Origin of the sequence: Pleomorphovibrio marinus (assembly GCF_003347495.1) — a bacterium.
In the GTDB taxonomy this organism is placed as follows: domain Bacteria; phylum Bacteroidota; class Bacteroidia; order Cytophagales; family Cyclobacteriaceae; genus Pleomorphovibrio; species Pleomorphovibrio marinus.
Genome location: NZ_QCXY01000010.1, coordinates 245,782 through 269,368, shown reverse-complemented (window position 1 = coordinate 269,368; position 23,587 = coordinate 245,782). Strand labels below are relative to the sequence as shown.

At 43.7% G+C, this 23,587-nt stretch carries 19 protein-coding genes and 1 riboswitch; of the genes, 12 read left to right on the top strand and 7 right to left on the bottom strand.

Going from position 1 to position 23,587, the window contains the following annotated elements; genetic code table 11:
* Positions 1-103 precede the first annotated feature (103 nt).
* The 5 genes from DB520_RS21435 to DB520_RS21415 all read right to left on the bottom strand — a co-directional run bounded on the left by DB520_RS21435 (position 104) and on the right by DB520_RS21415 (position 5,014).
* A complete protein-coding gene (locus tag DB520_RS21435) occupies positions 104-1,576 on the bottom strand; it encodes an outer membrane protein assembly factor BamB family protein (RefSeq protein ID WP_114751816.1) in 1,473 nt (490 codons plus the stop codon).
* Between the two features lie 101 nt (positions 1,577-1,677).
* Entirely contained in the window at positions 1,678-2,349 is a 672-nt protein-coding gene (locus DB520_RS21430; protein ID WP_114751815.1) for an FAD-binding oxidoreductase, read from the bottom strand.
* A gap of 752 nt (positions 2,350-3,101) precedes the next feature.
* Positions 3,102-3,986: a DUF5777 family beta-barrel protein gene (locus DB520_RS21425; protein WP_232835089.1), complete on the bottom strand. Its 885-nt coding sequence runs from the start codon at positions 3,984-3,986 to the stop codon at positions 3,102-3,104.
* 3 nt (positions 3,987-3,989) lie between these two features.
* Entirely contained in the window at positions 3,990-4,538 is a 549-nt protein-coding gene (locus DB520_RS21420) for a YceI family protein (protein ID WP_114751814.1), read from the bottom strand.
* Positions 4,535-5,014 carry a QcrA and Rieske domain-containing protein gene (locus DB520_RS21415; protein WP_114751813.1) on the bottom strand — a complete coding sequence of 160 codons (480 nt, stop codon included), beginning with the start codon at positions 5,012-5,014 and terminating at the stop codon, positions 4,535-4,537. Before DB520_RS21415 ends, DB520_RS21420 begins: the two co-directional genes overlap by 4 nt.
* Before the next feature lie 292 nt (positions 5,015-5,306).
* Between DB520_RS21415 and DB520_RS21410 the strand changes: the two genes are divergently transcribed.
* The 3 genes from DB520_RS21410 to DB520_RS21395 all read left to right on the top strand — a co-directional run bounded on the left by DB520_RS21410 (position 5,307) and on the right by DB520_RS21395 (position 9,347).
* Positions 5,307-7,079 carry a hypothetical protein gene (locus DB520_RS21410; RefSeq protein WP_114751812.1) on the top strand — a complete coding sequence of 591 codons (1,773 nt, stop codon included), beginning with the start codon at positions 5,307-5,309 and terminating at the stop codon, positions 7,077-7,079.
* Positions 7,080-7,549: 470 nt separating this feature from the next.
* Positions 7,550-8,662: a DegT/DnrJ/EryC1/StrS family aminotransferase gene (locus DB520_RS21400; protein ID WP_114751842.1), complete on the top strand. Its 1,113-nt coding sequence runs from the start codon at positions 7,550-7,552 to the stop codon at positions 8,660-8,662.
* A gap of 91 nt (positions 8,663-8,753) precedes the next feature.
* Complete coding sequence (locus DB520_RS21395; protein ID WP_114751810.1) at positions 8,754-9,347, top strand: sugar transferase; 594 nt, start codon at positions 8,754-8,756, stop codon at positions 9,345-9,347.
* Between the two features lie 226 nt (positions 9,348-9,573).
* Here DB520_RS21395 and DB520_RS21390 read toward each other — a convergent pair whose 3' ends face one another.
* A complete protein-coding gene (locus tag DB520_RS21390) occupies positions 9,574-12,126 on the bottom strand; it encodes a sensor histidine kinase (protein ID WP_114751809.1) in 2,553 nt (850 codons plus the stop codon).
* Between the two features lie 145 nt (positions 12,127-12,271).
* On the opposite strand from DB520_RS21390, the gene DB520_RS21385 reads away from it, so the two are divergent.
* Positions 12,272-12,973, top strand: coding sequence for a LytR/AlgR family response regulator transcription factor (locus DB520_RS21385; RefSeq protein ID WP_114751808.1), 702 nt, complete (start codon positions 12,272-12,274; stop codon positions 12,971-12,973).
* Here DB520_RS21385 and DB520_RS21380 read toward each other — a convergent pair whose 3' ends face one another.
* Positions 12,974-14,446 (bottom strand): cryptochrome/deoxyribodipyrimidine photo-lyase family protein, encoded by a 1,473-nt coding sequence (locus DB520_RS21380; protein ID WP_114751807.1) that lies wholly within the window; start codon positions 14,444-14,446, stop codon positions 12,974-12,976.
* Between the two features lie 39 nt (positions 14,447-14,485).
* Between DB520_RS21380 and DB520_RS21375 the strand changes: the two genes are divergently transcribed.
* The 8 genes from DB520_RS21375 (at position 14,486) to DB520_RS21340 (ending at position 23,574) form a co-directional block, all read left to right on the top strand.
* Positions 14,486-14,770, top strand: a complete 285-nt coding sequence (locus tag DB520_RS21375) for a TIGR03643 family protein (RefSeq protein WP_114751806.1) — start codon at positions 14,486-14,488, stop codon at positions 14,768-14,770.
* 101 nt (positions 14,771-14,871) lie between these two features.
* Positions 14,872-14,974, top strand: a riboswitch (SAM riboswitch).
* A 109-nt stretch (positions 14,975-15,083) separates the two neighbouring features.
* Positions 15,084-16,265 carry a trans-sulfuration enzyme family protein gene (locus DB520_RS21370; protein WP_114751805.1) on the top strand — a complete coding sequence of 394 codons (1,182 nt, stop codon included), beginning with the start codon at positions 15,084-15,086 and terminating at the stop codon, positions 16,263-16,265.
* A gap of 256 nt (positions 16,266-16,521) precedes the next feature.
* A complete protein-coding gene (locus DB520_RS21365; RefSeq protein WP_114751841.1) occupies positions 16,522-16,809 on the top strand; it encodes an FtsB family cell division protein in 288 nt (95 codons plus the stop codon).
* Positions 16,790-17,368 (top strand): hypothetical protein, encoded by a 579-nt coding sequence (locus DB520_RS21360; protein ID WP_114751804.1) that lies wholly within the window; start codon positions 16,790-16,792, stop codon positions 17,366-17,368. The genes DB520_RS21365 and DB520_RS21360 overlap by 20 nt, the downstream gene beginning before the upstream one ends.
* A gap of 18 nt (positions 17,369-17,386) precedes the next feature.
* Positions 17,387-18,220, top strand: coding sequence for a serine O-acetyltransferase EpsC (gene epsC, locus DB520_RS21355; RefSeq protein WP_114751803.1), 834 nt, complete (start codon positions 17,387-17,389; stop codon positions 18,218-18,220).
* Between the two features lie 22 nt (positions 18,221-18,242).
* Positions 18,243-19,121, top strand: coding sequence for a cysteine synthase CysM (gene cysM / locus DB520_RS21350; protein WP_114751802.1), 879 nt, complete (start codon positions 18,243-18,245; stop codon positions 19,119-19,121).
* 138 nt (positions 19,122-19,259) lie between these two features.
* Positions 19,260-22,100: a DUF1553 domain-containing protein gene (locus tag DB520_RS21345; protein ID WP_114751801.1), complete on the top strand. Its 2,841-nt coding sequence runs from the start codon at positions 19,260-19,262 to the stop codon at positions 22,098-22,100.
* A 4-nt stretch (positions 22,101-22,104) separates the two neighbouring features.
* Positions 22,105-23,574, top strand: coding sequence for a DUF1501 domain-containing protein (locus tag DB520_RS21340; protein WP_114751800.1), 1,470 nt, complete (start codon positions 22,105-22,107; stop codon positions 23,572-23,574).
* Positions 23,575-23,587: the final 13 nt, after the last annotated feature.

Here is a 23,587-nt window from a genome sequence, read left to right as displayed (position 1 = left end):
TGCTAATTCCTTTAACTCTCCAATTTACGGGTTTTACTCTTGAAATGGAGTTAGCATTCTTTTTAAATACCCTCAAAAAAGGTCGTTTTACCTTACTCAGTCCTCAATATCTTCCGTCATAACTACTTCCCATATATGCTCCCCATTTCGGAGCATTTTCTGCCGGGATTTTGGTTTTCAAGAGGTTTACCCTCATTCCGTCAAGCTTAAATGTGTTATTGGGATTGTCGCTATGGCAAAAAACAACATCTAACCAACCATCTCCGTCCAGGTCACCTATCCAGGGAGTTGCCGAATTGTTATGCCCTGGTAATGGATCAAAGAGTCGGTAGGTCTTATTTCGCTTAAAATCTATCGCTGATATCGTATTGGTATGATACCATTGGTTTTCCGATATAAGATCAACCAAGTTTACACTTAAGATAATCTCATCGATGCCATCACCATCAAGGTCAAAAGCAACTGGGGAGCTGGTCTGAAATTCCCCAAAATAGTCCTCGTATTTGATTTTGCCTTTTGGGCCGGAAAACATCATTTGAAAAGACTGAGAAAACAATGGCCACATGCCTTTATTGGCAGTAACGAAAAAATCAGGACCAGCCTTTCTGGTGAAATTGCCAACCCCAAAGGAAGCATATATCTCAGCTCCGGGGATTTTTTTCTTCCAAAGCCGCTTAAAAGTCAGGCCATCGAAGGCTAAAACATTTCCATCAACACTACAGGCTAAAATATCGGCAATGCCATCCTTATTGATGTCTGCCCATACTGCGGGTGCAATAAAACCCTTATCCGGGCTACTAGCAAGAAGTGTGGCAAAGGAAAGGTTTCCCTCCATTAATTCTTTTAGGGTGCAGACGTATAGGTTTCCTCCAACAGTTTCTCCACCAGTTCCAAAAACCACCTTTAAGTCGGAACCTTCTCCTCTAGGAGAGACTGAAACAGAATGGTAAGTTTCCTTTCCGTCAGGCATAGGTGCCTCCTGTATAATGTCACCAGTGGCCATATCCAATACCAAAAGGTGTCCTGTAGGCCTGTTTTCGTCATAAGGGAGCTTATTCACGTCCCCTCCATTAGAAATTATTATATCGTCTAATCCATCACCATTTTGATCTGGAATGAGCTGAGGGTTGTAAAAGTTGAACCATTTTTTTTGCACCAACTCCTTCATATCTCCCTTGATAAATTCCCAAATCAAAGCGCCAGTGGCACCATCTATCGCCAGGAGGTTTGCAGATCTTCCACCAATAATCACATCGGGAATGCCATCTTGATTGATATCATGAAGTAAAGCTGAGCCGAAGATCTGATCGTTTGTGGCTACCCTCCATAGCACATTCCCATCTTTACCATTGAGTGCGACAATGGCCGTGTCGGCGGCTTCAAACTCCAGCCTTCCCATACCTAATATGATATCCCCAACTCCATCCTGGTTTAAATCCGCAACCCTGGGAGATGAAAAAGTTCCAAGGTTGGGGAAATGTGCAGACCAGGCTATCTCATTCGATGAAACTGCCTGGGCTATTAATAAATGACTGATCAAAGCCAAGAGTAAGGCCAGGCCAACTGATTTTTCCATCCCATTCACACTATTTATTTCCTATGCAAAAAAGGAATTAAATAGTAAAAAATCAATAGAACCTTAGAATGAAATGAAGGTAAACCAAAATTTTAACTAGTTTATTGTTCAAAAACCAAAGCATCTGGATCAGCTCCAAGCTCCTGCAGTGCCCCTTCTACTGCTTCCATAAAGCCCTCAGGGCCGCAAAGGTAAAAGTGCTGGTTTTTGAAATCTTTGATTTTTGAATCCAAATAGGTTTTGCCTATCCGGCCTTTATCGTATGCAGTGTCCTCTTGCTCTGCTATAATATTATGAAATTTATGTCCCAAAATGGTTTTGAGTTCATCGAAGAGGATAATGTCCTTATTGGTTTTATTAGCGAATATCAATTGGTTGTTACCAATCTTGTTTTCTTTTCTTAGCATCCTAAAAATGGAAATGAAGGGAGTGACCCCTGCACCACCAGCGATAAAAACACCCTCACCTTTATAGGAAATAGCTCCCCAAGAATCTCCGATTTCAACCAAATCCCCTACCTGACAATTCCCGAGTTGCTTGGTGACTCCCTCGTGGTCATTGTAGGTTTTTATGGTAAACTCTAAATTTTCCTCTTCTGGGAGGTTGGAAAAAGTGAAAGGCCTTTTTTCATTTTCCCACCCTTCTTTTAGTAAACTTAATTCAGTAGCTTGGCCTGGAACAAAGGTATAACCTTTGGGTTTTTCCACAGTAAAGCAATAGGTGTCATGAGTTACTTGTTTTTTATCTAAAATTTTTAACTTGAAGGTTGCCATGCTTTTTTACTTGTTTTTAGATTAACAGTTGAAATTAAAAAGCCGCAAACATTAATCCATAAATCTGTACACTAGCAGGTATATTATGTAAATCCATAATTTATGTCAACAAGCAGCCAAAAGACCTCTCCGACCGCAAGGATATTGTAGGTAGAACCTCCGAATGGATCAGGGATGAGGAAAAAAAGAACCTGTATGCCATTTCGGTGAAATATTTGGTATAAACACCGGGTAAATTAATGAAGAGTGTGGGTAGTATGCACTCTCCATGCCGGTCGAGTAGTTGGTATTCCCAAGGACCTGCTTGCCTTGGTCCCCCCTCTGCCTTGGGCGCACCAAAGCCTTTGCAGGTGCTTTTGTGCCCCTAAAAGATGCAGGCTCCCTTTGACCTCAACTTTTAGATTCTGCCAAAATCAAATTCTACCTACTTCGAAAATGGTTTTGGGTGGTTCCTGCCCTAATCCAAGCCTTAGCCATAGGGTTGAAGGTCCTGGTGGCTCTTGCCCTTTTTAGCAAAGCCAATGGTGGCTAGTATTATTTTCAATGACGCTACTGCCAAGGCCACCCCTAAAGGAAAAGGGGAGGACCTTATACTTTTCTTTTCACATACTGCCTAGGGTTTTTGACTTTGGTAGAGCAGCTTTAGGAACCGTTTCTTCCTTTTTTTGAGCACAAATGTTCAGTTCGTATTTGCGGGACTTTTGTTAACAGCAGGGATTTTAGGGTCAATGCAGAAGGAGTGTAATGCCAAACTACCGGCGCTTACCGGTCGCAAAGACCCGGTTCACGTTAAATCCCAATCTGAATTCTTCACCGGGAACCCCATTTCCTCCTGCAAGCAGGTATTGTTCATTGAGGTATGGGGAGGTCACGAAATACATCTGAAATACGTGGCCACCAGCCTCAACGTCCACGCCAAAGCCCAAGTTGCTTCTCAAGTCGTTGTTGAGATTTGGAATATACTGCGCAGTGAGAGAAGTTTTTCCTGTGATTTTGAACTTACCACTGAATCCTAGTGCCAAGTAGAGGTTTTGGGAGCCTTGAATAAAATATTCAGGCCTCGGATCAACGAAGTAAGCCATAGTAGGACTAAGTTGAAAACTTATTCGATCGGTGAATTTCCTGCCGACCATCAATTGGGCGGCAAAGCTGCTACGTTCACTGGCACTTGGGGCATTTTCCATCAAAAACCCATAATCATTGGTATTTATTCCCGCCGCACCCATAAAAGAGAGAGAGAAAGGCATTTTATCATCTTGGGTCTGCTTCAGGATATGGTACCGGCCGAAAAGGTTGTAAAACTTGTCCCGGCTGGAGCGAGCAGCACCCAAAGAGAATTTATTGGAAAATGCATATTCAAAGCTAAACTGGATATTGGCCCCATTATCGATTCCATATAGATTGCGAATACCGCTGTCTATGGTGCCAAAGGTGTGCATAATGGCGAAGTGAAGTGTCCCTTCATCCAAAGGTTCTACCGTAAGCAGGTTGAGGTGTCTGGGGGCATGAAAGATTAGCTCCACTTCTTGTGTTTCACTGGCCAACCTACGTTCCAACTGTGCAAAAACAAAATCCGAAAAGGCTGAAACCAATACAGCAGTTAAAATGAGGGATTTTAGAAAGAATTTTGGGTTCATATTTTATCTCCTTAAGGTTGCATGAATGGTTACTTCTTGTTCTTCTGCCAATTCATAGAAGACTACCCTTGGTATTTCTATGTCATAATCTTCAAGTAACACTTTGAATGAGGCATCCAAAACCATTTCGTTGGCAGAATTTCTTTTTAATGTGCCTGGAACTACTATTTCTCTTTCCACTCCGTGAATTTTGAATTTTCCCTTGGCGGTCACATTTTTGGTTTGGCCAACAGGGATTTCCGTGCCTTCCTCTATCTCCCCAGTAAATTCAGCAAAGGGAAATTTTTTGGTTTCTAAATAGTTGTCTCTCATGTGCCTGTCCCTTAAACCAACACCTGTTTTTAGCGTATTGAGGTCCAGGTAAAAGTCCAAGAGGTTTTTATCCAAGTCAATCAAACCCTGTAATTGGTCGGACTCTCCTGTAAATTCCAATAGGGAGGCTTTGGATAGGAATTCTGCTTGGCCATTTTCTGTTTTGAAAGTTTGGGCGTTTGCATTCAAGCCAAATGAGACCAAAAGAGCAATGAACAACACCCATCTATAGCCAATCATGTTCGGTCGATTATTAGTATGTTTTGCTCCATTGCAGAGTCATATTGTCTCAGGGGCTGTGTGGCTGGGCCAGTAACTACCGAACCATCCGAATTAAACCTGGAACCATGACAGGCACAGGTGAACACATCGTTGGCGAAAGACCAATCCCGGTCACAACCTTCATGGGTGCAGACCGAGGTTAAGGCATTAAAACTGTTGCTTCCTGTATTGACAACCAGCATCCTGACATCTGTAAGAAGTATCCAACCTCCTGCTGCATTTAAATCCGCCACTTGGTCCAAATCTATGCGAACACTTTCCTCAGTGATTACTATTGCTTCAGTAGGAGTCGGCTCGGTATCATCATCACTGGAACAACTGGTGAAAAAACTCACTCCTGCAATTGACATCACGGTGAGTGCACCAGATTTTTTAATGAAGTCCCGACGTTCTTCGTTCAATTTACCTGTTTTAATAATTGTAGAGTTTCTCATAATTTTAAAAGGGTTAAAGTTACAGTTGATTAATATTTATTCGGTAAGCTGGAGTTATTCTAAAATTTCATTACTGATGATTACTTAAATGTAAAAAATAGATACATCAATTAAAACCCTGTGATTCAATAAGTGAAGCTATCAAGGAAAAGAACGGGGAATTTTAGTTTATTTAAAACCATTCTAAGGGGAATCTCTAAAATTGCGTAATATTGGCCAATGACCATAACATAAAATTATTGGGAAAATCAATCGAGATTCTGTACCTATTGCTCCAAATTGAACCATGTCAATGAAAATACCTAAAACTATTCTGCTACTATTTTTTGTCTTTTTTGCTGTTGTCAGTTTTGCCCAAAAAGTGGACAGCAATGTGGAGTTATCTTTGGAAAGAAAGTTTCTTTCTCTCCCGAAAACACCAATTTCGTTGTCCATAAAGGGCGAAGCCATTGCTTTAAATGAAGGAGGGCACCTACAGGGGATCCAGTATTACAATAGTAATGGAAATCCCATGGTATACTTATCTGGAAGTTCAGACCAGATAGCCTATCTTCTAAAAGGTGAAATCCAACCCAACCATATCCAGAAACTTACTACAGACACCTTGATGGTGAACCCCTACAGGCACGCAGGGGGCTTTCAAATTTTCAACCATTATTTGGCAATTGGCATTGAGGATAACCACCTGAGGGATAAATCAAAAATCCTTATTTACGATCTTGCTTCCGCAGAACCCTGGGAAAATCCTATATATACCATATACAGGGCAGGAGAGAAAGAAAGGGTAACAGCAGGTGCAGTGGGCATAGTTGAATTTAAGAACGAGATCCTGTTGGCAGTAGGGAATTGGGATGCGAAGGAAATCGATTTTTACGCCTGTGATGCCAGAGCATTTTATAAAAATCAAGGCGAATTTTATTTTAAGGGAACTTTCTCCTCCGTAGAAAGAGGGAACTACGAATGGTTGTCCTATCAAAATGTGAATTTGTTTTCGGAAAAGGAGAGCTTGTATTTAGTAGGATTGGCCAGAGATGAAGAGGGCTTTCACGTTGCCGACTTGTTTGGGCTTCAGTTCACAGAGGATGAATTATCGAAAGTTACCTTTTCTATAACCGCTAGCAATGCTTCCGGTGGATCAAAGCCCCTGGAACATACCCAAGGGAAGAAGGTAGAACTGGTTAAAATTGCAAGTAGAAACTTCCATTGTGAAGAAGGGGCTGATTTTAAGGCAGGTGCAGGTATGTTTTTCCAGGAAGGAAAGCTAGGCTTGCTGGCCTCTCCCTACCAAGCGGAGAAGGGGAGTAAAATAAACCTGTTCAGGTCATTTGAGGAGTGGGAAAGTTTAGAAGAGGTTAGCCTCCCTTTTAGCAGCAAATGGGAACTGAAGAATTCCTTTGAGGCTCCTGAGGCCAGGCAGGCAGCTGTGGCCACAGAGGGACATTATTTTGCTATAGACAATTCCAAAATAGGGAAATACGAAAGGGCCTCTGGGAAGTTGGTGACGAGCTCGACCGCAGAGGGGACAAAGCACCTGAACAGTGGATATCTTCACCAAGGCAATGTCCTGCTAGCCCACTCCAACTACCCTGCTGCCCGGGACAGTAGTGATATCCGAATTTTAAATCCTGATACCATGGAATTGGAAATCTTCAAGGACTTTGGGGAATCCGAGGGGAGTTTGACATGGGTTGTGGAAAGGAATGGGTATTGGTATTGTCTTTTTGCTTATTACCGTTCAGAGAACCACAAAACCTACTTGGCAAAGTTCGATCCGGAATGGAACGAAATGCAGCGCTGGCTTTTTCCCGGAGAGGTGTTAAAAAGAATCGGGCATATGAGTATTTCCGGTGGTGTGGTTTGGAAAGATGGCTTCCTGGTGACAAGCCATGATGATCGGGAACTTCATTATGTCAAAATCCCCGAATCTGGTGAAACCCTTCGGTATGTCGCTACCTTTCCGGCACCTTTTTGGGGCCAAGGAATTGCCATTGACCCCATCAATCAGGATATTATTGGAATAGATAGACCAGAAAAAAAATTACTAATCGGACGGTTTCGGGAATAGGAATGCGAAGCTCTCTGTCAAGGGATTGGTTGGTGATTCCTGTGTTTATAATTGTTTTTCAGTTGATGCTACCTGTTCGTTGAATAGGTGATAGCCTGCTCCCTTCTGGTAATTATCGGAAATTGGGGAATTCGCTTCGGGTTATTCTCGCAGCCCCGAAAGCTATCCGGAGGGCATTTCTGCCATTGACAAAGCACTTAAAATTAAATAGTAAAGTGCTAATTTTTAAGACTGTCAACCATAAATGATTTTTCACGGGGCGAGCGTTGCGGAATCGTTGCGCCCCCCTGAAAAAACTCAGGGCAGGGCTGCGAGAAACCCAATGTCATTCCCTTTCTGTAAATGCCAATTTTTAATACTCTGAGTGTCGCTTGCGTAATGCACGAATTCATTCTTTTAAAAAAATATATAGGAAACTTTGCCCACAAAAATTTTATCTTAGCCATGTGGGTTATATGGGAATTATCTCGATGATAGAATTTCTTGATTTAAAAAAGGAAAATGAACCTTACCTGGATTCCCTGGCCGCAGCGGCAAGAGAGGTGATCCAGAGTGGAAGGTACCTTTTTGGGAGCCGGGTAGCGGCTTTTCAGCAGGAGCTTGCCGATTTTCAGCAGATTCCCCATGTCATTGGGGTCGGAAACGGGCTGGATGCACTGAAACTTATCTTGAGGGGGTATGTGGAACTGGGAATATTAAAACCGGGGGATGAGGTAATAGTACCTTCAAATACCTTCATTGCCACCCTGCTTGCGGTATCGGCCAATGGCTTGAAGCCTGTCTTGGTAGATCCGGAGTTTGGCACTTTTAACCTTTCACCCGAATCGGTAACTCCCCATATTACAAAAAGGACTAAGGCCATTATTTTGGTACATCTCTACGGAAGAATATGTTGGGATGGGCGGTGGAAGCAATTGGCAGATGATCACGGGCTTAAAATTTTGGAGGACAATGCCCAGGCCTTCGGGGCACTTTGGAGGGACATAAGAAGCGGGACATTGGGGGATGCATCGGCTTTCAGTTTCTTTCCTGCAAAAAACCTAGGTGCTTTGGGAGATGCAGGAGCAGTGGGTACCCATGATGCTGCATTAGCTGAAATTGTAAGGAGTCTGGGCAACTATGGTTCCTCCGAGGCAGGAAATTATAAGTGGAGGGGTGAGAATTCCAGAATGGATGAGATGCAGGCAGCATTTCTTACAATCAAGTTAAAGGAGATAGACCAGAGAAATGAAAGGAGAAGAACAATCGCGGAAAATTACCTAGACCAAATCGACCATCCCGAAATCATTTTGCCTAGCAGACCCTCGGAGGAGTTTCGGTTGTCGCATGTTTGGCATCTGTTTACCTTGATGACGACAAACAGGGAAAAGCTCATACAACATCTCCTGACACAAGGAATTCGTACCCATATCCATTACCCTATCCCGCCTCATATGCAACCTGCCTATGCGGCTTACAAGGAAGAAGTGCTTCCGGTGACAGAAGAAATTCACCAACAAACCATCAGCATTCCCTGCAGACCCAGTTTACATGACGAGGAGATAGAACAGGTCATTCGTTCAGTCAACACTTATCCTGGTTAATAAGCTTGCTTGGTATAAAATTAATATATTTGTCTTACTTTCTGTTTCATCCGAATCTTTTGGGTTCAAAGCCCTCTCCGATAGTAATTACATGTTAAAGAGAATATTCGATTTCATTGTTTCCTTAGTATTAATTCTGGTGCTTTCTCCTCTACTAGTGGTAATAAGTTTATTGGTCTTGATTTATCACGGGAGGCCCGTTTTCTTTTACCAAACCAGACCCGGCAAGCATGGTAAGCCCTTCAAGATGATGAAATTCAGAAGCATGACCAATGAAACAGATGAAAATGGGGATTTGTTGCCGAATGAAGTAAGGCTGACCGCGTTTGGCAAAAAGCTAAGGGCCACAAGCTTGGACGAGCTGCCTGAACTTATAAATGTAATAAAGGGAGATATGTCCTTAGTGGGTCCCAGACCATTGCTGATGGAATACGTGCCCTTATTTTCCCCAAGGCAAGCCAAACGTATGGAGGTAAAGCCTGGCATAACCGGCTGGGCACAGATTAATGGCAGAAATGCCATCAGTTGGCCAAAAAAGTTTGAATTAGATCTGTGGTATGTTGAAAACAAGTCATTTATGTTAGATATAAAGATCCTGTTTTTGACGGCCAAAAAAGTGATAATAAGAGAGGGCATCAGTCATGAAGGAGATGTTTCCATGCCGAGATTCAAGGGAGAGCAGTGATTTTTTGGAAATATTTCAAAGCTATTTACACTTTGTTTATGATTTAGGGAGTTTAGTTTACTTCCTTGAAAATGGTAATTAAATCTCCTCTATATTTGAATCAACAATAAGGCAAAAAATTCCCACTGGGGAAAAATATAGATTCATAGGTTTGGTTTATTTTTTTATGTGGTTTAGTTGGGTTAAAGCTCTCCGGAATTGCTTAGGCGGTTTTGGGGAGTTTTTTTTATTCTGGAAACCGTAATACGAACTCCGTGCCTTTCCCAACCTTACTTGAAAAAGAAATTTCACCTTCCAGCTTGTTGACAAATTCCTTGACAATATTTAAGCCCAAGCCGGTTCCTTTTATCTTGGCCACATTATTGGCCCTGAAAAAGGTCTCAAAAATATGTTTTTGATCTTCCTTAGGGATACCCATCCCATAGTCTTTTACCCTGATTTCATAGGCATGGTTAAGAAATTCCAGGTGTAATTCCACATTTTTTTGGGAGTTGTTGGAATAGTTGACCGCATTTTGAAGTAAGTTCCTGAGGATGTGAGAAAGACAAGCCGGATCGGTAAGTACAATTTTATCCTTTTCGGGCAGGAACAAAGCGATTTCCTTGTCGACTTCATCACTGAACTGGCTCACGAGGTCTTTCACAAAAAAAAGGATAGGGGTCTTTTTGTTACTAATCTTCAAGTCATTTTGGACACTTTTTTCCAAAAGCAACATATTGCTGATAATCTCAGATAGCCGGGAGGTCTGTAGGTTTATCTTTTTGATATGGGAATGGATCTTGTCAAGGGTGGGGTTGCCCTGCTCTTCTTTACTCAGGAATAAATCGATTAATTCGGCACTGCTCATTATGGTGGCCAGTGGAGTTCTAAACTCATGGGAAGCCATGGAAATAAACTGGGACTTCAGATGGTTCAGCTCCCTTTCTTTCATTAGGTTTTTCTTGATTTTTTTTAATACGGACTCTCTTTCCGTTACATCCCTGTAAGTTGCCAGGATCGAGTAGGTGTCATTTTTCTTGTTTTTGAGAGGCTTAAACAAGATTTCTAGTATAATGGATTGTTTGGATTCTTTCCTGGTATGGGGGATCACAGTTGTGTGGGGCTCGTCAAAATTAATAGAAGTGGGGTACACTACGTCAAAAGCCTCGGAAGGTTTTTTTCCAATTACTTCGGCTGCCTTATATCCCAAAATCTTTTCCACAGAAGGAGAGATGTAGTCAATCTTGAAATCAAGGTCAAAAAGTAGGATAATGTCCCCTGTATTCTCGGACAAAAGCCGATAAAGGTTGTCTGCTTCCTTTCTTAGTTGTTCGGCTTTTATTTTTTCTCTGTGGGTATGTATGGATTTCATCAAGTTGGCATATCCCCAAACCAACGGCTTAAGAAATTCAATGTCCTTTTCGGTAAAATCACCCTCCTTGTCCAAAAGGGCCAAGATTCCCTGTAGCTCCTCACCTTTGTAAATGGGAATTCCCAAAAAGTTTTTAAACTCCTGTGTATCGCTAAAAAGTGCATAATGGGAAGACCCTGCATAGGCACTGTTAAAGATAAGTGGTTTTTGAGCTTCCAGGGTCACTTTTTTTAGTTTGCCGAGTATAGGTGAATCATACTTGATTTTGTTGCCTATATTGGATTGTTTTTCCGGTGAATCTTGCTCGTAGAGATTTAGGAAGGCTTGGGTAACCAGGGTCCCATCCTGCTTTGCCTCCCCAAGGTAGGCCACCATACAATCTGAGAGGTTCATGATATTTTCAAGGAATTTTTCCAAGGAAGGCTCAAAATCGTCTTGCAAATACGTGTTGAGCTGTATTTCACTCAAGGTTTGAAGCAGGACATTCAACCGGTTCAGCTTTTGTTCGGCCTCCCTTCTTTGGTGGATATCTACCAAAACGGTGATGGCAGCCTCCGGTGAGCCCAGTTGTATATGTTGGGAATTCACACTAAACCAAGTGGGAACGTTCCGGGCCTTGGTTTTCAAGGCAATTTCTAGTCCTTTGATGGTTCTTTTCCCCTTGATAAGTTCTACGATCAGTTTTTTTTCCTTTTCTCCCTGGATAAATTCCGAGATGGTTGGGAGATCCTCCGAAGGTTCGGAAAAGGGGCCAAAGGTTTTCATAAAGGCCTGGTTGACAAATAGTGTACTCCCATCCGGAAGGTGGGAAAGGAACAGGGGGAACGGGAAGTATTCCGCAATGTTTCTAAACCATTCTTCACCAATGGATTTGCTTTCCGTTCCCATGGAGGAGAAATACCCGGAAAGGTCTGAAGGTATTTTTGGTTCCAGCAGGGCTCGGGAATTGTTTTTTGTGATAGGGGATAGAGCCTGACGTGGATTTTGTAAAGGATGTAGCCTGGAGAAAATCTCTAAGAAGTGGGAAAGGGCTGTTTTTTGTTCCGTATTGATTCCCTCATCTTCCGGCATGCCGAAAAGGAAATTTCCCGATGGGCTGGCATCAAGGTATAGGAGGTGGTCGATATCCCTACCAGGCCGGTTGGGTTTACCCGATATACGTGCCAATTGGCTCAAATTTATAACCGTTATTTTTTGTGGGTTTAATTGAACCTCATGAAGGGAGTCAAGATAGCCCTTTACTTCTCCCAAGATTTCCTTTGGCCAGGTTAAGGGGTCTTTACTGGAGCCATTATTGATATGTGCCACCCATACTGCAGAAGTAAATGCCTTTAGTTTTTCCAATAAGGGGTACAAGGTCTCCCTGTCTGTGGAGCTACTGGCCAATGCGGTATAGATATCTGCTACTTGGGAATGTAAGATTGGCATGTTCAAGCTGTTTTTTTGCCGAAAATATATGCAGGAACCAACTGAATAAGATAAAGATGGGTTGGTTTTGCAAATTTATAAACCTAATTTTAGGATAATAAACCTTATTTTCTCAACTAAATCCAATTTTTGGGCAATTATTATTATGAAGAGAATCCTTATCGTGGAAGATGAGCCGGAACTCGCTGCCAATATCAAAGAGATGTTGATCAACTTGGACTATGAAGTGACGAAGATTGTCAACAATGGTGTGGATGCCTTGAGCCATCTGGAAAAAAAAGATGTGGATTTGATTTTGATGGACATCATGATAGAAGGGGACATAGACGGGATTGATTTGGCCTACAAGATCAGGGAAGAATATGATATCCCCATTGTCTTCAGCACGGCCTATTCGGATCAGTCCATCCTAGACCGCATTAACTCGGATATCCATGAGGGGTATTTACTAAAACCTTTTGGCTTGGATGCATTGAAAGCAGCCGTTTACATGGGGTTTAAAAAGCACAAGGAAAACCAAGACAACAACCTTAAAAAGGCTACTCTCAAAATCATAGACAAGGGCTATGTGGTGCCAGTGCCTTTAGAGGACATCACCTTTGTCAAGGCAGATGGACTGTATACCAAGGTGTACACTACTGCCAAAACATATATTATGCGGGATATTCTAAAAAATGTGGTCGAAAAAATCACCCACAAGAGTTTTGTGCGGGTACACAAGTCCTTTATGATAAACACCATTCATGTGGATTCTTTCAATTCAAAGAAAATACTTATAAAAAACCAGGAAATACCTATCAGGAGGGGTTTTTATAAGGAATTGAAACTCATGATGAACCTGCCTTAATTAGGGCCATCGGTGGGGAAGGGTGTGTTTTTTCAAAATCCTCGTGGCTTCAACTTGAACTTCCGGACGTTCCTTTGCCTTCCATAGTTGTTCTCTGGCATGCCTGGCCGCAGTCTCCACTTCCACTATCGGAACAGGGTAATCCTTTCCTAAAGTAAAGTGGTTGAATTGGGCTTCTATGCCGCCCATAGTCCATGGAGCAAACACCCAGGGGGCTTCTAAGTTTTTTAATTCGGGCACCCATTTTCTGATAAAGGCCCCATCGGGATCGTGATCCTTTGCCTGTTTTATGGGGTTGTAAATTCTCAATGTGTTGGTACCCGTGACCCCCGACTGCATTTGGAGCTGGGGGTAATGGATGCCTGGTTCAAAATCCAAAAACAGACGGGCCAAATGATTCGCACCATACTGCCAATCCTGCCATAGATGGTGACAAAGGAAAGAAACCAGCATTGCCCTCATTCTGAAATTGAGATAGCCCGTTTGGGTCAGGCAACGCATGCAAGCATCTACTAAGGGAACCCCAGTTTTACCCATCTCCCAAGCTTCCACCCGTTCAGGAAAATGTTTTTTCTGTAGGTATAGGTAACCTCTATTTAAATGTTCGAATTCCATACGGCATTCCATTTCAAATTTTTGTATAAAATGACAGTGCCAACGCAACCTGGATTGAAAATTAGCCAGCGGACCAGAAAAGCGACCAACTTTTCGCTGATTTTCTGCCAATTGAAAAACCTGTCTTATACTAAGGTTCCCCCAAGCAAGGTATGGTGACAGCCGACTGCAGCTTTTTCTACTTTCTTCCGGCTTACTTATGTGTTTACTGTAGTTGGAGGCCCTGAATTGGAAAAAACTGTTCAGGTATTTCCAGGCTTTCGATTCACCTCCTGGCTGCATCAAGGGGTGGTTTTCCTTCCAACTCTGTGGCAAACCTTCCCCTTCAAACCCACCTTCAAATGTAGGGCTTAAGGAATGGAAGAGGGCTTTATCTAAGTTAGGGTCTAAAGTGGGTTGCTGAATTAGCTCTTGCCACCCCTTACTCCAGCCTGAGCGGTCTTTTCTTCCTCTCCTCACACCTTGTTGTTGGTACTCCTGCCAGGGGATTGCCCATTTATCCAAAAATGCCCTTACAGCCTTATCCCTATCGAAAGTGAGCTTGATGCCAGTTTCCTTGTGGGAGAAGACGGCTTGTATCTGGTATACCTCCTTAAGCTTTTCGAAAAAGGACACTGCTTCCTCACAAACCAGGTGTACCCTTCCCTTGTAGGGTAATAGTTTTTCATTCATTTCCTTCAAGCTCTGCCATATGAATCTCCAATGCCTGGCGTCACTTTTGGGGCTATTTATTAAGGTTGGTTCGAAAAAATATACCAACACCAGAGGCAAATTGGTTTCGATAGCATGATAAAGAGGGGCATGGTCTCTAAGACGCAAGTCCCTTTTAAGCCATACTACGTTGATCCTCGATTGCATAATATAGAAACTATTTTCCCTTGTATTGGTTTTTGCTTTATGGCAAGGTTACCTACACTTACAGAGGAAGAAAAAGATCGGATTATAGAAATGGCCTGGGAGGACAGGACCCCTTTTGATGCTATTTATGAGCAATTTGACCTCCCGGAAAAAAAGGTGATTCTGCTAATGAGGAGAGAGTTGAAAAAAGGTTCCTTCAATTTGTGGAGAAAAAGAGTTCAGGGAAGAGCCACCAAACACATTGAAAAATCACCTAAGAAACTGTCTAGATTTAGGTCTTCCAGGCAAAAAAGTATTTCGGGAAACAAAGTTAGCAAGCGGTAGTAGGTTTCAAAACCCATTTTACAGGCGCAGCCTAACAATTCAGGGGGAGATTTGGAAAAGCGCCAAAGCTGTCTTTAATTTGTAATTCATTTCAGGAAACTGATTTATAAAGAAGAGGCGAGAGACCAGGCTCACGGACCCTCTGGCAACCTTCCCTCCCGGGGAAAGGTGCCAATACCTGTCCCTTTTGGGAACCTATAAATTAGCCACATGCAAGCATTAATTTATTATTCTTATGATGGAATCCCAGGACACACAAAGTGCCCTGCGTTGTTGTACCTTCATGCCAATCTTAAAGGCTTTAACATAACATATGTCCTATAAACACTTTGAAACACAGGCAGTAAGAATCGCTGACTCAGCATCTGACCAAAGGGAGCATTCTGCTCCAATTTATTTAAGTTCTAGTTTTACCTTTGAAACTGCTGAGCAGGCGAGGCAAATGTTTGCCGATGAAATACCCGGAAATATTTATTCCCGCTATGCCAATCCCAACACCAGTGACTTGATCATGAAGGTTTGTGCCACTGAAGGCACAGAATCCGGAGTAGCTACTGCCTCGGGTATGGCGGCTATGTTTGGAAGTATGGCTGCACTTTTGGCCCAGGGGGATCATATATTGGCCTCCAGGTCACTTTTTGGAAGTACTCATCAATTACTTACGCGTGTTTTCCCCAAGTGGGGAATCAGCCATACCTATGGGGACATTGCGGATATTACCAATTGGGAAAAATTAATTAAGCCTAACACCAAGATGATCTTCATTGAAACCCCATCTAACCCAGGGTTGGAAATCATCGACTTGGCATACATCTCTAGACTGGCAAATGCCCATAATCTCATACTGGTGGTGGACAATTGTTTTGCCACACCCTACCTGCAGCAGCCTGCTAAGTGGGGAGCCCATATTGTTACCCATAGTGCCACCAAGTTTATAGATGGACAGGGCAGGGTGCTGGGTGGCCTGATCTTAGGGGAGAAGAACTTAATTGATGAGGTGCAGTTTTTCATGCGTCACACAGGCCCATCCTTGTCTCCTTTCAATGCATGGGTGCTTGCCAAAAGTATGGAGACGCTGGCGCTTCGGATGGACAGGCATTGCTCCAATGCGCTCACCATAGCCGAGCATTTCCAAAATAACGGGGAAATTGAGTTTGTGAAATACCCATTTTTACCTTCCCATCCTCAGTTTCCCTTGGCCAAAAAGCAAATGAGACATGGGGGAGGGATTATAACGCTTACGCTTAAGGGGGGACTTGCAAGGGCACAGAAATTTATTGATAACCTTCAAATGATCACGGTAACGGCAAATCTCGGAGACAGTAGAAGCATTATAACCCACCCTGCCTCCACCACCCACAGCAAGCTCACCGAAGAGGAACGCGAAAGGGTAGGGATTCTTAATGGTCTGGTAAGGCTTTCGGTAGGTCTGGAAAACGTGGAGGATATTATTTTGGATATTGAAAGGGCATTGGACCTTTCAAAAAGGAGCTAGTCTTATAGTTTAATATCAATAAAAAATTAGTTAATTTTAAGTAGAACGTTTAGGCACTATGAAGGCGTTTTTTGCAGCCTTAGTGTTACTATTGTAGATCATTTCGGTATGCGTTTCAAAAGAAGAACAGGCAGGATAGGCCCCTTTTGGTCAAGCTGAAAATGTAATGGTGGCTTTGAAATAAGCAAAAAATTGGTGTCTCTTGAACAACTGGCTTAGGATTTGATTATATTTGTAAGGTTCAAGAGGTATGATTATGGCGAAGTATCTGAAATACACAAAGAATTTTTATTTTTTATTCACTGTACTTTTCATAGGGTGGATGGTTTTTATCGATACCAATGATATCGTGAGTCACTTTAAGTTAAGATCAAAGTTAAAGGAACTGGAAAAGCAAAAGGAATTTTATCAGGAACGGAAGGAAAAAATTCAAGCAGAAAGGGAAGAATTATTGAGTAATTATGAACTTTTGGAGAAGTTTGCTCGTGAAAGGTACTTGATGAAAAGAAAATCTGAGGACCTGTATGTTATTGTGGAAGAATAATAAATGCCTTTTACGTCACTTTTTTATTGGAGCTTTGCTGTCCTTGGCCTTTGTCTTACAGGTAGAGGCACAAAGACAGATTTATCCTGAAGAAAACCCACCCTTGAAGGAAAGGATGTATTATGGAGGCAATTTAAGTTTGCAGTTTGGGTGGCTTACTTTTGTGGATGTTTCCCCATTGGCAGGTGCCATGATTACGGAAAAATACAGTGCTGGGGTCGGGGCTACCTATCAATATTTCAACAACCGTTTCTACAATAATGCACAATCCCACATATACGGTGGCCGGATTTTTAACAGGTACAATGTGTTGCCAAAAATATTTCTCCATGCCGAATATGAAGCCCTTAATGTGGAGGTGGCCAACCCCGTCCCGAATTCTAGCGAGGTGATATTTACCAGAGATTGGGTGCCAGGCTTATTTGCTGGTGCCGGTTATTTTACTCCTTTTGGGGAAAGGGGAGGGATGAATTTTATGTTATTATACAATTTCACTTATGATAACCGTAGGTCTCCCTATAATGAACCATATGTGCTCAGGGTGGGTTTTGTATTTTGAAGCTTATCCCTAAACACAATGAACGGTTTTGTACAGCAACTTCACCAAGCCCACAATAAATGCCCGGAATGCCCCTCCCCAAAAATAATACGAAAGTTTTTTGATGATATTTTGGGCATTCTATTTCCGGAACATGCCAATGAGGTGTTGAAAGACATAGGTACCTTGGAAATGAAACTTTTCGATTTGAAGGTACAGCTCAAAAACATCCTAAAGAAAAACAGCCGCTTACACGGTGGGGATGGAGAAGAATTGGGAGAGGCCTTTTTCACTAAGCTGGAAGGGGTATATGCGCTGCTTCAGGAGGATTTGCAAGCCATGTACGATGGGGATCCTGCGGCCAAGTCCAAGACGGAGATCATCCGCTGTTACCCGGGTTTTTATGCCATTTCGGCTTATAGGATTGCGCACTTATTGCATAGTTTGGGTGTAGGTTTAATCCCAAGGATGATGACGGAATACGCCCACAGCAAAACAGGTGTGGACATACATCCCGGTGCAAATATTGGGCGTCATTTCTGCATTGACCACGGTACAGGCATTGTAATAGGCGAAACCACCTTGGTGGGAGAGCACGTAAAGATCTATCAAGGGGTGACCTTGGGAGCACTGAGCGTTAACAAGGAGGACGCGGATAAAAAAAGACACCCTACCATCGGTGACCACGTGGTGATCTATGCCGGAGCCACTATTTTAGGTGGGGATACAGAAATTGGGGAGCGAAGTGTGGTAGGCGGGAACGTCTGGCTTACTAAAAGTATTCCACCCAACAGCAAAATCTATTACCAAACCAAAATCTATGACGGGTCTTCTCAACTCACTGATTTTTATGTGTTGAAGAACGATGTGTAACCCGTAAATACACCCAAACACTATGAAGTTATTTGAACTCATCGGCAATACGCCTTTGATTGCCTTAGAACATATTCCCACTCGCCCGAAGGTGAAGATTTTTTGTAAACTTGAAGGCCAAAACCCCGGAGGTTCTGTGAAAGACAGGGCTGCTTTCCACATGATAAAGATGGCCATTGAGAGGGGAGAGATTAAAAAGGGGGACAAATTAGTAGAGGCCACAAGTGGAAACACTGGCATTGCCCTGGCCATGGTGGCCAATCTGCTGGGGGTGGAGATGACCTTAGTAATGCCGGATAACTCTACTAGGGAGCGGGTCCTTTCCATGGAGGCCTATGGTGCCAAGGTGAAGTTGACACCTGCCGAAAAGACCATAGAGTATTCCCGTACCCTTGCCGAGGAAATGGCAGAAAAGGATGGCTATTTTATGCTAAACCAATTTGCCAATCCTGATAATTACCTGGCCCATTACCATGGCACTGGCCCGGAAATCTACAAAGATACTGGAGGGAAAATCACTCATTTTGTCTCCGCGATGGGGACTACCGGCACCATCATGGGGGTGTCGAGGTATTTAAAAGAAAAGAATCCTAATATCCAGATAATAGGCACCCAGCCCACAGATGGCTCCAGCATACCTGGCATCAGAAGGTGGTCCCCGGAATTTCTGCCCAAAATTTTTGAAAAGGAAAGAGTGGACCAAGTCATTGATGTAAGTGAAGAACAGGCTACCCTCATGACCAGGAGGATGGCAAAGGAAGAAGGCATCCTGGCAGGGATGAGTAGTGGAGGAGCCTTGCATGCTGCACTGGAACTGGCAGAAACCCTGGAAGAGGGTGTATTGGTATGCATTACTTGCGATCGGGGTGACAGATACTTAAGCTCCCCGCTATTTGGGTGAGAAAACCACGGTTAGTAACACCTTCAAAACCACCTTCATGGCCTTATTTTACCCTTTAACAAAAGCTATTGTCCTTTGCCCTAGTTGCTTTTGATTTGAAGAAATAATTCTCTACTTTGGAAAGCTACTGAATGTACCATGAACCCTAAAGTGACTTATATTAATCCTTGGAGGAAACCCATCATAGCTGCAATTTGCCTGTTGGTTTTCTTTGCAGTAATAGGGTTTCTGAGAATTGTGCCTGTTGAAAATAAGCAGGAGGCAATACCAGCAAGCATTCTGGGTCCGCCAGTGGATTTTAATGCCGATATCAGGCCTATCATAAATAAAAAATGCATCGCCTGTCACGGTGGTGTGAAAAAATCTGGTGGGTTCAGCCTACTTTTTGAGGAGGAAGCCTTGGCCGTAAACGAATCCGGGCTTAGGGCTATAGTCCCAGGCAATACATGGAAAAGTGAATTGCTGAATAGGATCACGCATCATGATCCCGAGGTCAGAATGCCACTAGATGCCGATCCACTCACGGATGAGGAAGTTAGGTTGTTTCGTAGATGGATCAATCAGGGTGCACCCTGGAAAGATCACTGGGCTTATATCCCTCCCAAAAAGCAGGAGGTTCCCAATGTAGACAGCGAATGGGTGTCTAATGACATAGACAAATTTGTGCTTCAAAGGATGACTGAAGAAGGGTTGTCCCCCAACCCAAGGGCAGATAAATACAGTTTGATTAGAAGGGTCAGCTTAGACCTCACCGGATTACCTCCTACTTTGGAGCAAGTGGCGGCATTTGTTGAGGATGACTCAGCGGATGCTTATGAAAACCTTGTCGATGAGCTGCTTTCATCCCCGGCTTATGGGGAACGCTGGGCAGCCATGTGGATGGACTTGGCCAGGTATGCAGATTCCAAAGGATATGAGGCAGATAGGCCAAGAAGCATCTGGAAATATAGGGATTGGTTAATCAAAGCCTTCAACACCAATATGTCTTTTGATCAGTTTGTGGCTGAGCAGCTTGCAGGGGATCTATTTCCTAAACCCGACGATCCTAATTATATAGCCACTGCCTTCCATAGAAACACTATGAATAATGACGAAGGGGGGACAGACAACGAGGAATTCAGGAATGCAGCACTGATAGATAGGGTAAATACCACATGGTCGGTATTACAAGGTACTACGATGGAATGTGTGCAGTGCCATAGTCATCCTTATGACCCCATTAGGCATGAGGATTTTTTTAAGTCCATGGCATTTTTCAACCAAAGTGCAGATGCAGACATCCCAAGTGAGTCTCCGGTATTGGTGGATTTTGAAGATGAAGAAGACCAGTCGGCATTGGAAAGGATCCAGGAATGGGTGAGGGGGCACTGCGGAGGAAATGCAGAACATAATCCTCGCTACTACAGACAGCTTATCAGAATCACCGAGCCCAAGTTACACCCCCATTTCTTCGAGCAAATGGAAAAGGGGCTTGCCATCCCCGGAACCTCTGTTTTCAAGGTTTCGGATAGTGTGTATTCCAGAAGAAAAGAAGTCCCCTTTACGGGCGAAAACAGGTTAATGCTTAGGTACCAGGCGGATACCTCTGTAGGGGTAATGCAGATAAGGGTAGATGCTAAGGATGGGGAAATCATAGGTTCATTCCCTGTGAACCAAAAGACCAAGAAGGTTTTTGACAATGAGGAGAAAAAGGATAAAATATATACCATAAGAGAGACACTTTCAGTGCCCATCAAACCTATGTTTGGGAAGCGGGATCTGTATTTTGTGCTGGAAGGTGCCGATAAAGCCCATACAGAGTGCTTTATCGAGTGGGTCGTATTGCATCAGGCTCTTCCTGGGGAGGGTCAGAAAGGGTACGATAAGGTAGAAAAAGATTTTCATGACATCTTCAATACAGATAAAAAAAGGACTACCACGCCTATCATGGTGGATTTAAAAGACGGGTATAGGCGGAAGACCAGGGTTTTTGAAAAGGGAAACTGGATGGTCTTGGGTGAAGAGGTGAAACCCGGGGTACCGGAAAAATGGAACAGTTTCAAAAATGATTGGCCTCAGGATAGGCTGGGACTTGCCCAGTGGATCATTTCCCATAAAAACCCCTTAACCGCAAGAGTTACTGTCAATCGGTTTTGGGAACAACTGTTTGGCCTGGGGATCGTTGAAACTTTAGAGGACTTTGGGTCCCAGGGAATCCCCCCCACTCACCCTGAGTTGTTGGATTGGATGGCACTTAGGTTTATCCATCACCATAATTGGGATGTCAAGGCATTACTCAAAGAATTAGTAAGTTCTTCCACTTATCAGCAGTCTTCCATAATGCGGGATGACCATAAAGAGGTGGACCCCAGAAATAAACTGCTAGCTAGGGGGCCAAGGGTCAGGCTCAACTCTGAGCAAGTTAGGGACCAGGCATTGGCAGTGAGTGGTTTGCTCAGCGGAAAAATGTTTGGTCCCAGTGTGATGCCCGTGCAACCGGAGGGCATTTGGCAGGTAGTGTATAGTGGGGGCTTCAGCTGGAAAACTAGCCAAGGGGAAGATCGGAACAGAAGGGCTCTTTATACCTTTTGGAGAAGAACGAGTCCATATCCCTCTTTCATCTCCTTCGATGCCCCGAGCCGGGAGTTTTGCCTGCCTCGCAGGATTAACACCAATACCCCTCTACAAGCCTTGGTGACTTTAAATGACCCGGTTTATCTAGAGGCTGCTCAAGCTTTGGCCCGCAAGGTATTGAAGGACAAGGGTAGCGAGAAGGTGGACCAAAAGATTAAACTCATGTACAGCCTCACCATGTTAAGGGGTATCCAAGAGGATAAAATGGAAGATCTATTGAAGTTATACCAACAAACTTCGGTATATTTTGACAATGATCCAGAAGCCATTTGCCAATTCACAGGTGAGGAGAGCAAGGAATTGGCACTGTGGACAGTGATGGCCAATGCCATGATGAACCTGGATGAGTTTGTGATGAAATCTTAGTAAGATGAATTTAATTGAAGAACTACAATATAGGGAGTTACAAAGCAAAACCAGGAGGCACTTTATAAAGCAATGTGCCTCTGGCCTGGGAGCTATAGCCTTGGGTTCTCTTATGGGCTGTGGTACCGGAAAGGATTCCCATCAGCAGGCTATGGAGGACTTGGTGGATAAAATCCCTCATTTTGCGCCCAAGGCAAAGCGGATTATTTATTTGCATATGGCCGGGGCACCTTCCCAGTTGGAGTTGTTTGACTATAAGCCGGAGTTGGGGAAGCTAGATGGTAAGGATTGCCCACCCTCGCTTTTGGAAGGGAAAAAATTTGCCTTTATCCAAGGGGTTCCCAAGATGCTTGGCCCTCAGGCAAAATTCTTGGAGAGGGGGGATTCGGGAATGGTGGTCTCCGACCTACTGCCTCATTTTTCAAGCATGGTGGATGATGTTTCGCTCATTAAAACCATGCATACCGACGAGTTTAACCATGCTCCCGCCCAGTTACTTCTGCATACAGGATCACCCCGCCTGGGCCGCCCCAGTATGGGTTCATGGGTTACCTATGGCCTGGGATCCGAAAATGAAAACCTTCCCGGGTTTATCGTTTTGGTATCGGGGGGAAATACCCCGGATGCGGGGAAGTCGGTATGGGGAAGCGGTTTTTTGCCATCGGTTTACCAGGGAGTACAATGTAGGTCAGAAGGCGACCCCGTTCTCTATGTAGGTAACCCATCAGGAATGGACGGGAAGCTTAGAAAGCAAACCATAGACGCCATAAACGGGGTCAATGAAAAAGAATATAGGGATACCGGAGATCCGGAAATCCTTACCCGAATATCCCAGTACGAAATGGCCTTTCGCATGCAGACCTCTGTACCTGAGGTGATGGACATCAAAGATGAACCGGAATATATCCATGAGATGTACGGGACTTCCCCGGGCAAAACCTCCTTTGCCAACAATTGCCTCTTGGCAAGAAGGCTCATTGAAAAAGGGGTTCGTTTCGTACAGCTTTTTGATTGGGGTTGGGATACCCACGGGGTGAGCGAAAGGGAATCTTTGGAAGTGGGTCTTACCAACAAGTGCCAACAAGTGGACAGGCCGATGGCTGCATTGGTAAAAGACTTGAAGCAACGGGGATTGCTCGACGAGACCCTTGTGGTATGGGGAGGGGAATTTGGAAGGACACCCATGCAAGAAAACCGTGGGGGTAGGGTCTGGCCCTTCAAGGGCAGAGACCACCACACGGAAGCGTTCCCGATTTGGATGGCCGGGGGAGGAGTAAAGGGAGGTTATACCCTTGGGGAAACCGACGAAATAGGGTATTATGCCGTAAAAGACCGTGTGCATGTCCATGATTTACAAGCAACAATTCTTCACCTAATGGGATATGATCACGAGAAATTCACCTATTTTGCGCAAGGAAGGGATTTTCGACTTACGGATGTCTCTGGCAAAGTAGTACATAAAGTAATCGCATAGCAATATATAGTAA

Excerpts from the sequence above, each read along its gene's own strand:
- DB520_RS21435 (WP_114751816.1), bottom strand. The coding sequence starts at position 1,576 with ATGGAAAAATCAGTTGGCCTGGCCTTACTCTTGGCTTTGATCAGTCAT.
- DB520_RS21430 (WP_114751815.1), bottom strand. The coding sequence starts at position 2,349 with ATGGCAACCTTCAAGTTAAAAATTTTAGATAAAAAACAAGTAACTCAT.
- DB520_RS21425 (WP_232835089.1), bottom strand. The coding sequence starts at position 3,986 with ATGAACCCAAAATTCTTTCTAAAATCCCTCATTTTAACTGCTGTATTG.
- DB520_RS21420 (WP_114751814.1), bottom strand. The coding sequence starts at position 4,538 with ATGATTGGCTATAGATGGGTGTTGTTCATTGCTCTTTTGGTCTCATTT.
- DB520_RS21415 (WP_114751813.1), bottom strand. The coding sequence starts at position 5,014 with ATGAGAAACTCTACAATTATTAAAACAGGTAAATTGAACGAAGAACGT.
- DB520_RS21410 (WP_114751812.1), top strand. The coding sequence starts at position 5,307 with ATGAAAATACCTAAAACTATTCTGCTACTATTTTTTGTCTTTTTTGCT.
- DB520_RS21400 (WP_114751842.1), top strand. The coding sequence starts at position 7,550 with ATGATAGAATTTCTTGATTTAAAAAAGGAAAATGAACCTTACCTGGAT.
- DB520_RS21395 (WP_114751810.1), top strand. The coding sequence starts at position 8,754 with ATGTTAAAGAGAATATTCGATTTCATTGTTTCCTTAGTATTAATTCTG.
- DB520_RS21390 (WP_114751809.1), bottom strand. The coding sequence starts at position 12,126 with ATGCCAATCTTACATTCCCAAGTAGCAGATATCTATACCGCATTGGCC.
- DB520_RS21385 (WP_114751808.1), top strand. The coding sequence starts at position 12,272 with ATGAAGAGAATCCTTATCGTGGAAGATGAGCCGGAACTCGCTGCCAAT.
- DB520_RS21380 (WP_114751807.1), bottom strand. The coding sequence starts at position 14,446 with ATGCAATCGAGGATCAACGTAGTATGGCTTAAAAGGGACTTGCGTCTT.
- DB520_RS21375 (WP_114751806.1), top strand. The coding sequence starts at position 14,486 with ATGGCAAGGTTACCTACACTTACAGAGGAAGAAAAAGATCGGATTATA.
- DB520_RS21370 (WP_114751805.1), top strand. The coding sequence starts at position 15,084 with ATGTCCTATAAACACTTTGAAACACAGGCAGTAAGAATCGCTGACTCA.
- DB520_RS21365 (WP_114751841.1), top strand. The coding sequence starts at position 16,522 with ATGGCGAAGTATCTGAAATACACAAAGAATTTTTATTTTTTATTCACT.
- DB520_RS21360 (WP_114751804.1), top strand. The coding sequence starts at position 16,790 with ATGTTATTGTGGAAGAATAATAAATGCCTTTTACGTCACTTTTTTATT.
- epsC (WP_114751803.1), top strand. The coding sequence starts at position 17,387 with ATGAACGGTTTTGTACAGCAACTTCACCAAGCCCACAATAAATGCCCG.
- cysM (WP_114751802.1), top strand. The coding sequence starts at position 18,243 with ATGAAGTTATTTGAACTCATCGGCAATACGCCTTTGATTGCCTTAGAA.
- DB520_RS21345 (WP_114751801.1), top strand. The coding sequence starts at position 19,260 with ATGAACCCTAAAGTGACTTATATTAATCCTTGGAGGAAACCCATCATA.
- DB520_RS21340 (WP_114751800.1), top strand. The coding sequence starts at position 22,105 with ATGAATTTAATTGAAGAACTACAATATAGGGAGTTACAAAGCAAAACC.